11 protein-coding genes are annotated in these 12,315 nt (G+C 47.3%); 9 read left to right on the forward strand and 2 right to left on the reverse strand.

Annotated elements, in window-relative coordinates:
- Window positions 1-42 precede the first annotated feature (42 nt).
- From DWZ67_RS10685 to aat, 8 genes are all read left to right on the forward strand, one after another.
- Window positions 43-522 carry a copper resistance protein NlpE N-terminal domain-containing protein gene (locus DWZ67_RS10685; RefSeq protein ID WP_005826499.1) on the forward strand — a complete coding sequence of 160 codons (480 nt, stop codon included), beginning with the start codon at window positions 43-45 and terminating at the stop codon, window positions 520-522.
- 160 nt (window positions 523-682) lie between these two features.
- On the forward strand, window positions 683-1,117 hold the full coding sequence (locus DWZ67_RS10690; RefSeq protein ID WP_008663796.1) for a DUF6078 family protein: 435 nt from the start codon (window positions 683-685) through the stop codon (window positions 1,115-1,117).
- Window positions 1,118-1,643: 526 nt separating this feature from the next.
- Complete coding sequence (locus DWZ67_RS10700) at window positions 1,644-2,717, forward strand: YhcG family protein (RefSeq protein WP_044467751.1); 1,074 nt, start codon at window positions 1,644-1,646, stop codon at window positions 2,715-2,717.
- A gap of 67 nt (window positions 2,718-2,784) precedes the next feature.
- Complete coding sequence (locus DWZ67_RS10705; RefSeq protein ID WP_057252729.1) at window positions 2,785-3,642, forward strand: SDR family NAD(P)-dependent oxidoreductase; 858 nt, start codon at window positions 2,785-2,787, stop codon at window positions 3,640-3,642.
- Between the two features lie 42 nt (window positions 3,643-3,684).
- Window positions 3,685-4,374 carry a hypothetical protein gene (locus tag DWZ67_RS10710; RefSeq protein WP_034528603.1) on the forward strand — a complete coding sequence of 230 codons (690 nt, stop codon included), beginning with the start codon at window positions 3,685-3,687 and terminating at the stop codon, window positions 4,372-4,374.
- A 31-nt stretch (window positions 4,375-4,405) separates the two neighbouring features.
- Window positions 4,406-4,717, forward strand: a complete 312-nt coding sequence (locus DWZ67_RS10715; RefSeq protein ID WP_008663802.1) for an ATP-dependent Clp protease adaptor ClpS — start codon at window positions 4,406-4,408, stop codon at window positions 4,715-4,717.
- Window positions 4,718-4,732: 15 nt separating this feature from the next.
- The gene (locus DWZ67_RS10720; protein WP_117749308.1) at window positions 4,733-6,973 is read left to right on the forward strand and encodes an AAA family ATPase; all 2,241 of its coding nucleotides are present in this window, start codon (window positions 4,733-4,735) and stop codon (window positions 6,971-6,973) included.
- Between the two features lie 4 nt (window positions 6,974-6,977).
- Window positions 6,978-7,628, forward strand: a complete 651-nt coding sequence (aat, locus tag DWZ67_RS10725) for a leucyl/phenylalanyl-tRNA--protein transferase (RefSeq protein WP_117749309.1) — start codon at window positions 6,978-6,980, stop codon at window positions 7,626-7,628.
- Window positions 7,629-7,718: 90 nt separating this feature from the next.
- Here the strand turns inward: aat and DWZ67_RS10730 are convergent, their stop codons facing one another.
- Window positions 7,719-8,576, reverse strand: coding sequence for an MBL fold metallo-hydrolase (locus tag DWZ67_RS10730; protein WP_044467747.1), 858 nt, complete (start codon window positions 8,574-8,576; stop codon window positions 7,719-7,721).
- 58 nt (window positions 8,577-8,634) lie between these two features.
- A complete protein-coding gene (locus tag DWZ67_RS10735) occupies window positions 8,635-10,230 on the reverse strand; it encodes a sensor histidine kinase (protein ID WP_120138822.1) in 1,596 nt (531 codons plus the stop codon).
- 451 nt (window positions 10,231-10,681) lie between these two features.
- Between DWZ67_RS10735 and DWZ67_RS10745 the strand changes: the two genes are divergently transcribed.
- Window positions 10,682-12,310 carry an RluA family pseudouridine synthase gene (locus DWZ67_RS10745; RefSeq protein ID WP_165852470.1) on the forward strand — a complete coding sequence of 543 codons (1,629 nt, stop codon included), beginning with the start codon at window positions 10,682-10,684 and terminating at the stop codon, window positions 12,308-12,310.
- Window positions 12,311-12,315: the final 5 nt, after the last annotated feature.

Here is a 12,315-nt window from a genome sequence, read left to right on the forward strand (position 1 = left end):
AACGCTATTGCGTCTTTATAATTAACTTAAACCATTAAAGCAATGAAAAAAGTAATGATGATTGCAGCCCTTGCCGCTGCATTGGTATCCTGCCAATCAAAAGGAACTCAGAACAATGACGCCGTCGCCATGGACGAAAGTGTAATGGCTGTTACCGGCAATGACTCGTCTGCCGTAGCCGTATACGAAGGAATCCTTCCCGCCGCCGACGGTCCGGGCATCCAGTATGTATTGAGCGTAGACAGTGTAGGTCCCGACGGAGAAAGCGGCTACACGCTGGTAACAACTTATCTGGATGCCGAAGGCCCCGGAAAGAACAAGAGCTTTACTTCCAAAGGAAAGAAAGAAGTTATCCAGAAAGACGTCGACAACAAGAAGAAAACAGCCATCAAGCTGACTCCGAACGACGGGGACACTCCGGTGTACTTCGTAGTAGTGAACGACACAACCCTGCGCCTTGTCAACGACAGCCTGCAGGAAGCTGTGAGTGACTTGAATTATGACATCATCCAGGTGAAATAGTCCATCCATACTTATAAGAAAGAACGGTACAGCCGGAATTACTGAATTCAGTGGTTCCGGCTGCTGTTTTTTCAATGAGGGGGCATTTCAAACAAGAGAACAGAAGGCTATATCAAAAAGTTAGTGCTATCTTTGTCGCTTCATCAAAGTATATATAAACATGAAACATTCTTCCGAGAAACCTTTAGCACCTGCCAACTACTCACGCTGTTTCAACAACCAATGCCCGAAAGCCGACAACTGCCTGCATCGCTTAGCCGCCCTTCGCGATACCCCCGAGTACCCGTCCATCCGCATCATCAATCCACTGTGTATTCCAGAGGATAGCAGCCAATGCGCCTATTTCCAATCGACACAAAAGATACATGTCGCATGGGGAATCAGCCACTTGCTCGATGAAGTTCCCTACAAGAATCTCCAACCTCTGAAAAGCCAGTTGATAGCCCATTTCGGCCGCGGAAAATACTACCGCTTCTACCGGGAAGAATCTTACCTTTCCCCCGAAGACCAGAACTATATCCGCAGAACTTTCCACCAATACAACATTCCGGGAGAACCGGCTTTCGACTCCTACAGCGAAGAATACAAATGGTAGAAAGGTAATCTTCAGCCCCCTTTTCATGTCATTTTATCACTGAAAATATAGATAACACTTTAGTTCACAACGGTGAACACTTTGTTACAACAGTAAGAAACAAAGTGTTCACATACTATGAAACAAACTGTTCGCACTCAATAAAACAAACTGTTTTCTTTAACGGAACAAACAGTTTCCTACTAATAAAACAAACTGTTCTCCATATTGAAACAAACCGTTCTCCTTAGGGAAACAGACGGATTCCCTTTTGAAGCCCTACAAGGGGAATAATTATCGCCTGCGAAAATATAGGAGGAAATACAGTGACATAGTGCGATACCTATTCTCTGCAAAACGGGTGAACGTGTTCGGGAGGATATTGCAGCAACACGGGATGAGGTAAAGGAAAGAGAGGGGGAGATGGTATATTGTGTGGTAAAAGTGGAGAGGTAGAAAAGACGGAAAGGATTACAGTTGAAATAAATTCTTTTTCTTAACTTTGTGAAATAGAAACATCGAATATGACGATGAAGAAAATAAAAATATGAAAACAGCACTATCTATAAATCAACCGTTCAAGGATTGGGTAAACCACCTAAAACAAGACATTCGTAGTGCACAGATTAAAGCGGCTGTACGCGTGAACAGCGAACTGCTTCACCTTTACTGGCAACTGGGGGCAGAAATTATAGAACGGCAGAAAGAAATGACTTGGGGAAGCGGATTTCTCGAAGAGTTGAGTCGTGAGCTGATGGCAGAATTTCCTGATATGAAAGGGTTCTCATATAGAAACATACGCAGTATAAAGCAGTGGTATCTATTTTATAATGAGCCATATACAATTTGGCAACAAGTTGTTTCCAAATTAGGTGAAGAGAAATTTTTCTCCATCCCTTGGGGGCATCATCTCTATATCATCTCCCAATGCAAGGAAGTGGATAAGGCTCTATTCTATCTGAATGAAACTGTAGAAAACGGCTGGAGTCGTGCCGTTTTGCTCAACTTTCTTGATACCAATCTCTATGAGCGGCAAGGCAAAGCGGTAAACAATTTCAGTCGTCTGCTACCAAAACCGCAAAGTGACCTAGCTCTACAGACACTCAAAGACCCCTATAACTTCGATTTCCTGACCATTACCAAAGATTTTCAAGAATTAGAGTTAGAAAAGGTTTTGACACAAAATATCACTCGTTTTCTGCTTGAATTGGGTAAAGGATTTGCATTCGTAGGACGTCAAATGCCTTTGGAAGTAGGCGATGAAACAATCTATCCCGACTTGCTTTTTTACCACTTGGGACTGCGTTGTTATTGCGTAATCGAGCTAAAAGTGCAGAAGTTCAAACCTGAATTTATAGGTCAACTCGGTACTTATATCAGTGCCGTAAACCATCTAAAATGTAAACCTGGCGATAACCCCACCATCGGCTTGCTTATCTGCAAGACAAAAAACCAAGTAATGGCGCAATATGCACTGGAATCAACAAATCAGCCTATCGGCATATCAGAGTATGAGCTGTCTAAGCTGATTCCCGAAGATATTAAAAGTCAACTGCCTTCGATTGAGGAAATAGAGGAACAAGTAAAGAGAATTCAAGGAAAAAAGGAGGAAGAGAGATGAAGGCTTGTATCAATATAGTGAACTTATTCGGAGAAAAGGCAGTTAAACAATAAAACCGGAAACATATATGGCCGATAATTATCTTGAAAATCAGTACGAGCAATACCGGGCACGCAAAGCAGCTTGGGAGAAAGCGAAAAAATCCGGTAAGGCACAAACGCTACATAAGCCGACACTTCCCCTCAAAAAAGGTGGAAAGAAAGTGTTCGTTACCGGAGGTGCAGGGGGTATTGGCAAAGCCATTGTAGAAGCTTTCTGCAAGCTTAATTACCAAGTAGCCTTTTGTGACAAGAATGAACTGAAAGGGCAGCAAACCGCCCAAGCCACCGGAGCACAGTTCTATCCCGTCGACCTAAACAGCAAAGAAGCATTGGAACTTTGCCTGCAAAATATTTTCAAGGAATGGGGGGATATTGACATCATTATAAACAATGCCGGCATCAGTGAATTCTCTCCCATCACAGAAACGAGTGTGGAGACTTTCGATAAAATATTGTCTGTGAATTTACGTCCGGTGTTCATTACTTCACATGCGTTGGCAGTACACCGCAAAAGTCAAAACAACACGAATACCTACGGAAGAATCATTAATCTCTGTTCTACGCGCTATCTGATGAGTGAACCGGGCAGTGAAGGATATGCAGCTTCCAAAGGAGGCATCTATTCGTTGACGCATGCGTTGGCTTTATCGCTTGCAGAGTGGCACATCACGGTCAACTCCATCTCTCCGGGCTGGATTCAGACACACGATTATGAACAATTACGGGCAGAAGACCATTCGCAACATCCCTCCGGACGGGTTGGTAAACCGGAAGATATTGCCCGTATGTGCGTATTCCTATGTCAAGACGAAAACGACTTCATCAATGGCGAAAACATAACCATTGACGGAGGCATGACCAAAAAGATGATTTACTGGGAATAGCCCTTTTATAAAACAATCTGCCCAACATAATAATTATAGGATATGAACATGAAAAAGTCTTTTATAGGAATCCTGGCAGCAACCATCATCCTCAGCGGATGCGGCACAAGCCAGATGGCTGCAGGCGACCCTAACGCAGTGCTCGCAGGAGCTGCCATCGGAAGTAATGTAGGCGGTGCCATCGGCGGGCTGATAGGTGACAGTAACGGAGGCTGGCGGGGAGGATACCGGGGTTCCGCCATCGGCACCATCATAGGAACCATTGCGGGAGCTGCCATTGCCAATGCAGCCACAGCCCCCAAAAAGCAGGAGGAGTACAGCTACCGGATAGAAAGGACACAGCCCTATCCCCCGCAATCCGGAAGACAGCCGCAAGCATCGGCCATCGACCACTTGAGGATACGGAATATACGTTTCATTGACGACAGCCGCAACCACGTCATCAATTCGGGCGAAAACTGTAAAGTGATTTTTGAAATCATGAACGAAGGAAACAAAACAGCCTACAACGTAGTGCCGGTGGTGGTGGAAACCACGGGCATGAAGCGTATTTACATATCGCCGTCGGTCATGATAGAGCAAATAACTCCGCGCAACGGTGTGAAATACACCGCCAACATCAGTGCCGGAGAACGGATAAAGACGGGTAACGTCACCATACGCATAGCCATAGCCGACGAGTACGGAGACGAATATGACTGGCAGGAGTTTTCGTTGCCCACACAACGGTAGAACAATGTCTTAACAGTAGTTTTTCAAAGAAATGGAACAACAGCAATCTTCTTTCAAAGAAAAAGAACGCATAGAATTACGGGAACCCCGACGCTTTAAAGTCACCATCTACAATGATGACTTCACCACCATGGAGTTTGTGGTAAAAGTACTCACCACCGTCTTTTACAAATCATCGGTAGAAGCGGAAACACTGATGCTGCAGGTGCACAAGAGCAACTCCGCGGTAGTGGGCATCTACTCATACGACATCGCCCACTCCAAAGTACAGAAAGCCACCCGCATGGCACGCAATGAAGGTTTCCCCCTCCGGCTCACCGTCACCCCGGAGGAAGAAGAATAAGAAGAAAGAAACAATATGGATATAAAAAATACGATATTCGTAAACCAAGCATTCGCTTCCGCACAAAGAAAGGCCGAGTCTTACCGGCATGAGTTCATCATGCCCGAACATCTGCTGAGCGCCATTATAGAGCAGGAGCCCTTTATCCACACCCTGCAAGATACCTTCTACAATTATGTGGAGCTCAGCATCTCGCTGGAAAACTATCTGACGGAAGAAGTGGACACTGTCCCCGACAATGTGGAATACGAGTTGGGACTTTCCGTCCAGCTCAGCTCACTCCTGCAACATGCCTATACGGTGACAGAGTATTCCAGCGCCGAAGAGCTGGATGTTCCTCATCTGATACAAGGCTTGCTGCAACTGGAAGATTCCTGGGCATGCCATTTCCTGAAGGAAGCAGTCGGCGGCGACCTGCCCGAATTCCTCAGTCTGCTCATTACCCACTACGAAGAAGCGGAGCTGGCAGAAGAAGCAGGCGGTATGCCATCTCCCGATGAACAAGAGAAAACAGAACCGTGGCGTAACTACGTGACCTGCCTCAACGACCATCTGGCAGACCACAACCCGCTTATCGGCAGGGAGATGGAGTTGGAGCGAACCATACAAGTGCTCTGCCGCAAAGAAAAGAACAACCCGTTGCATGTGGGCGAACCCGGTGTAGGCAAAACAGCCCTTGCCTATGGGCTTGCCGCCCGTATCGAAGCGGGCAACGTCCCCGAACGGCTTGCCGGCTTCCGCATCTATGAGCTGGACTTGGGCAGTCTACTGGCAGGCACACAATATCGCGGCGATTTCGAGAAGCGGCTGAAAAGTATCATGGAAGGCATCGGTCGTGAGGGAAATGCCATCGTCTACATCGACGAGATACACAACCTGATAGGCGCCGGACGCACGGGCGAAGGCTCTATGGATGCCTCCAACATGCTGAAACCCTATCTGGAAACCGGGGCAATACGTTTCATCGGCTCTACCACCTACGACGAGTACAACCGCTACTTCGCACGCAGCAAGGGACTGGTACGCCGATTCCAGCAGATAGACATACTGGAACCGAACATTGAAGAAGCCATACATATCGTAGAAGGCCTGAAAGAGAAATACGAAACCTACCACGGCGTCACCTACGAGCCCGACGTCATCCCCTATGCCGTAAAGGCAAGCGCCCGCTACATCAGCGACCGTTTCCTGCCCGACAAAGCCATCGACCTGGTGGACGAAGCAGGAGCTTACCGGGAAATACACCCCACAGGCTCCGAGGAACAGACCGTGGACAAGGCACTGATAACCGACATACTGGCACGTACCTGCAAAGTCAATGCCCTCGCCATGAAAGAGGACGACACCACCGCCTTGGAAAGCCTGCACGAACGCATCAGCTCCCGCATCTACGGGCAGGAAGAAGCCGTCCGTCAGGTGGTGGAAGCTGTGCAAATGTCCAAAGCCGGACTGCTGGACGAAAACAAACCGCTGGCAAGCCTGCTCTTTGTAGGCCCCACCGGAGTAGGAAAGACCGAAGTTGCCAAAGTGCTCGCCGCCGAGCTGGGCATCGCCCTGCAACGTTTCGACATGAGCGAATATACCGAAAAGCATACCGTAGCCAAACTGATTGGCTCGCCTGCCGGCTACGTGGGTTACGAGGACGGCGGCCTGCTGACCGACGCCATACGCAAGACCCCAAACTGCGTGCTACTGCTCGATGAGATAGAAAAAGCCCATCCCGACGTATTCAACATCCTGCTGCAAGTAATGGATTATGCCGTACTGACTGACAACAAAGGACGGAAAGCCGACTGCCGACACGTGGTCCTCATCATGACCTCCAATGCCGGAGCACAATATGCCCGCCAAGCGTCCATCGGCTTCAACAGTCAGGTCACCGCCGGAGAAGCCATGCTGAAACAAGTCAAGAAAACCTTTAAGCCCGAATTCATCAACCGCCTCTCTGCCACGGTGGTCTTCCATGACATGGACCGCCCAATGGCATCACTTATCCTCGACAAGAAACTCGGAGAACTAGGCAGCAAGCTATCTTCCCGCCAGGTGGAAATGGTATTGAGCCAGGAAGCACACGAATGGCTGCTCCAACGGGGTTTTATTCCCGAATACGGCGCCCGGGAGATGGACCGCGTGATAGCCGCCCACTTGAAACCCTTGCTGATGCGCGAAATTCTGTTCGGCACATTGAAGGCAGGAGGAAAAGTCCGCGTGCAAGTGGAAAACGGAGCATTGAAACTACAACCCGCAACCGAATAACGATATGGTCTTTCAACTGACGGATAAACTTGCTTTCCCCGACCCTCACTACGGTGATCCCGACGGGTTGCTCGCCGTGGGCGGTGACCTATCCATTGACCGCCTCATCCTGGCGTACTCCAACGGCATCTTCCCCTGGTACGCATTTCGGAAAGAGCTGATACAATGGTGGTGCCCGATGGACCGTTTCGTCATCTTTCCGGACGAAATCCATATCTCCCACTCCATGCGTACGCTCATCAACAAAGGAAAGTACGAAATCACCTTCAACGAAGCTTTCCAAGACGTCATACAAACCTGCGGAGAATTGCGGATGGAACAAGAAGGCGCCTGGCTCGGAACGAAGATGATGGAAGCCTATACGCACCTGCACGAACAAGGATTCGCCGCCAGCGTGGAAGTATGGGAAGAAGAGCAATTGGTAGGTGGGCTGTACGGAGTGACCCTGGGACATTGTTTCTTTGGAGAGAGCATGTTCTCACTCGTTCCCAGCGCCTCGAAGCTGGCCCTCATCCATCTGGCCCAATTCTTCAAGGAACATGGAGGCGTCATAATAGATTGCCAGTTCGAAACCCCTCACCTCAAAACAATGGGAGGCAGGCACATCAGTTACGACGAATATATGACATACATCGAACAAGACTGCCGCTTCTAAAAGTAAAAAGGAATAACGAGGGGCTCAGAACTATCCGCGCCTAAATATAGCATAATGAAAGTACTCATATACTTTTGACACTCTCCCATTCTATTTGAAGGCCGGAGCAGGAAGATGCATACCTGCCATCGTCAATTGGTTGTCCTTGGCATATTGGAGGAAATACTTGCGTGCTTTCACGGCAGCTTCCTTATCCATATCATAGGAAGCGCAGTATTCCGGATGCTCCAACTGAAGGGCCGCACCATGGATGAGGTCACCAATCACCAGTAACTTGCCACTCTGGAAAACCGTATGACCGGGAGTATGACCGACTGCCTCCATGGCAACCACATTGCCCGGCAAGGTATCGCCAAACTCAAACAGATGCAGCCGTTCCTTATAGGCATCCATCGTCTTTACGACCTGCGCCTTCCTTTCGGCAGGCATTGCCATCCAGGCATCATATTCCACTTTTGATGCGTACACTTCGGCATTCGGGAAGACTACACTGTCTCCCTTCATCATTCCACCGATATGGTCGCCATGGAAATGGGTAAGATACAGATATCCAATATCTGCCGGAGAGATACCCAAAGATTGTAATCCGGGCAACAGACGACTGCCGGGAGCTCCCATTCCCGTATCAAAAAGGATACGGATACCATTCGTATCTACCAGGAAGGTGCTCATGGAAGAAGGAATACCGCCTTGAAGCGACAAACTTTCCATCAATTCATCGTTTGCATCCGGGAAAATCGTTCTCGGCATCAAATGCTCACCAGCATTATCCTGAATCCAAGTGGCCTGCACTCCCTCTAGTTGCAAGGTCTTTACGCCACTGCATGTTACACCGACACTATCCATACTTACATCTTCATTTGTTTGTTTCTTTGTCCTGCTGCCACAACCCGCCATCAGCAATGCTGCTGACACAACAACCAGGCACGTCCATGTCTTGTTTTTCATCGGTACAGAGTTTTTTATCCATAAATATTGAAGTTCGCACAAATATAGTGAAATAAAATCATTCGGCACACGGATGCCTGAACCCAAAACGGCTGCCGACTCCCAATTCCGACTCAGCACCGATAGTCCCGCCAAGATGCTCAATGATACTTTTACAGATGGACAAGCCTAAACCCGTGCCCTTCGCAAAGGTATTGAGCTTTACAAAACGGTCGAACACAGTAGCCACGGTATCCGGAGCAATACCCATACCGGTGTCCGTCACAGAAAACTCTATCTGACCGGTACCTTCCACCGGATGATATTCCAAAAGGATCTGCCCTTCACTGGTGAACTTCAAAGCATTGTTTATAAAATTGGTGACCACCTGCATCAGACGTTTCTTGTCGGTATAGATACGGTAATCGGGCAAGTCGGGAGCCAACAGAACCGGTACAGCCTTGTCTTCCTTTATATCATAGTTGCGCATCACGTCCTTACAGAAGTCACTGACATCCACATACCCCATATTATAATCGAGTGTTCCCGCTTCTATCTTTGCTAAATCCAGAATGTCGGATATCAGTTGCAAGAGCAGTTCCGTATTCTCCTGCATGATGGCAAGGTATTCCTGGCGTTCTTCCCTATCGTCCAGTTCGGCAATGATGCTTGCAAAACCGACAATGGAATTGAGCGGAGTACGGATTTCATGACTCATATTGGCCAGGAAAGCAGACTTCAAGCGGTCCAGATGTTCTGCCTTATCCTTGGCGACCCGCAATTCCTCCTCTATCTTTTTCTGATGGTCGATATCCACACTGGTAATGACATGCGCCATCTGCCCGTCCACCCAAGCAAAGGCTGCACTGAACACGCGAAACCAACACTTGTCAAATGGCCGTTGATAATCCCACGAATAGACTTTGGTGGGGTGTCCGTTTTCATCTATCAAATGCCTCTTTGGGCAGAACTCACACTCCCCCGTCTTGTCCGAGTAGAGGGCCTCCCAGCATTTTTTCCCCCAGAAATGCTCGATACCGCCATATGGTTCCACCATAGACCTATTGGCATACAACATATCGTGGGAATCGAAAGAGTTGACGTAAATATCAACGCCCATATTATTCATGATACTGCCTAATGTATTGCTGGCCCTCACTTCCCTTTCCTTATATTCCCTGACCGCAATTTCCTTAGAGAACGAGCCCAGCAAGAGATGAATGATTTGCAACTCCTCTTCCGTGAGATAAGTCTCTTCCTCCCTGCCTGCAAAACCTATGAATCCGATGATTTTACCCTCAGTATCTTCAAAATGCCTGATTAACAAAGAATCCTCACCGTAGAAATCAAGAATGTCAATATCATCCCATGAAGCATCCGCATTTCTGTTTCCATAGAAAGGTTTATCCCGAGCTTTCATGGCATCGACATGCTCCTTTTTCAACTCTCCCATATCGAAACGGGGTTTCATAGTCCCACCTTCATTTCCAATCGTTTCTTTCAATAAGAAATAACGGAATCCGTCAGTCTGATAGATAAACCCTTTCGTAAAGTCATAGTAGTTGCAGAAATCGGTCAACGATTCAATAACTTTCCTTTCATTGGGTTCATTGCTATTCAACCGTTCTAAAAAATGAAGCAAGAATATGTTTAAGTTCTCTTTGTTTTTGCCCATATAATCTTTTGAAAAGCTTTAAGGCACTAATATACAACTTTTTAAAGAGAAATAAGTTTCTTTTATATATCCAGGAAGTTTAAAAAACAACCATTCTCCAATAAAACAAAAAAGGCAATAACTTAATTTATTTTACAAGTATCACTAAGACAAAAGCTCTTCATCCGTATTCATACGACGGCATAACATCTAAAGTATACAAAAAGAAGTCTATGGAAGAAGAAAATATCCGAAACAGATTAATAGTCATTTTTTAAGGATAACAGAGTTGCCAATTTATCAAAAACAAAGTTAATTCACACATATATACATATTTGTATAAACGGAGAATAAGTAAAACTTTCCCAAAGATGTTTTTCTCTTCATAAGCGCTACAACCTATATACAACGAAATAAAGATTTGCAGTACAAACGGTCTGTTATAAGAGAAATATAGTATCTTTGCAACATCATGTTGCACCGTTTTACTACTTCCATAACCGACATTCCGCTTCCGGAAAGGTTCACCTATCCTTTCTGCTATACTCCGCACCCATTATGTATATTGGCAGCCAAAGAAGTACAAAGCTATCTTACCCGACAAACTGCATGGAAGGACGAACTGCGCCAAGGCAAAATGTTCGGGGTACTGATTGTACAAACCGAGCATGGAGAAACCGGATATTTAGCTGCATTCTCAGGCATATTGGCCGGAAAGAACCTACATCCCTTTTTTGTTCCTCCCGTATATGACTTGCTACAGCCACAAGGCTTTTTCAAGATAGAAGAAGAGAACATCTCTTCCATCAACCGCAACATCCGGCAACTGGAAAATGACAAAGCATATGCCGCCTTATCAGCAGAGCTTGCCCGGACCATTCAGTCAGCAGAAAACATACTGGCAACAGCCAAAGCACAGTTGAAAGAAGCCAAAACAGCCAGAGAACAGCGCAGAAAAGAAAAAGAACTCAATGCGCAGGAAGAAGCCGAACTGATACGGGAAAGCCAGTTCCAAAAGGCAGAATATAAACGCCTGGAACGTTCATGGAAAGCAAGGATTACCACACTGCAAACGCAGACAGAAGACTGGGAAAGACGGATTTCAGCATTGAAGTCTGAACGTAAAACCCGCTCTGCAGCATTGCAGCAAAAGCTATTCGAACAGTTCGGGATGCTGAATTACCGGGGAGAAGTCAAGAATCTCTGTGAGATATTCGGGCAGACCGTGCACAAGACACCTCCTGCCGGCGCGGGTGAATGTGCGGCCCCCAAACTGCTGCAACAAGCTTATCTGCACGGATGGAAACCTATTGCCATGGCCGAGTTCTGGTGGGGTGATTCCCCCAAGACAGAGATACGCCATCACGGCCACTATTATCCGGCTTGCAAAGGAAAGTGCGAACCTATACTGCAACACATGCTGCAAGGTCTACAAGTAGAGGAAAACCCCATGTTGAAAAGAATGCAGGTACCCTCCCAAAATTTGGAGATTGTTTATGAGGACCCATGGCTTTCGGTCATCAACAAACCGGCAGGAATGCTGTCTGTTCCCGGCAAGGAAGATGCAGTCTCCGTCTATAGCCTGATGCGTGAGCAATATCCCGAAGCTGACGGTCCCCTGACGGTGCATCGTCTCGACATGGCCACTTCCGGTTTAATGCTCATTGCCAAGACCAAGCGTGTACACCAGAACCTGCAGGCCCAGTTCAAGAACCGCCTGGTCAGGAAACGTTATGTCGCATTGCTCGAGGGTATTGTCCCAAAGGACAAAGATACGGTCGACCTCCCGCTTTGCCTGAATCCACTTGACCGCCCACGGCAAATGGTACACACCGAACACGGAAAGCCCGCCATCACCGATTATCAAGTTCTGGAACGTCTGGACGGGAAACGGACCCGTATCGCTTTCTATCCGCGCACGGGAAGAACCCATCAGCTACGTATACATGCAGCACACCCGCTTGGCTTGCACTGCCCCATCATCGGTGATGAACTTTACGGGGAGAAAGCAGACCGGCTTTATCTGCATGCCGAATACTTAGAATTTACCCACCCTATAACGGGAGAAACCGTAAGGATTACCAAAGAAGCCGAATTCTGACTGTC

Source organism: Bacteroides sp. AF34-31BH (genome assembly GCF_003602795.1).
GTDB classification, from domain to species: domain Bacteria; phylum Bacteroidota; class Bacteroidia; order Bacteroidales; family Bacteroidaceae; genus Bacteroides; species Bacteroides uniformis.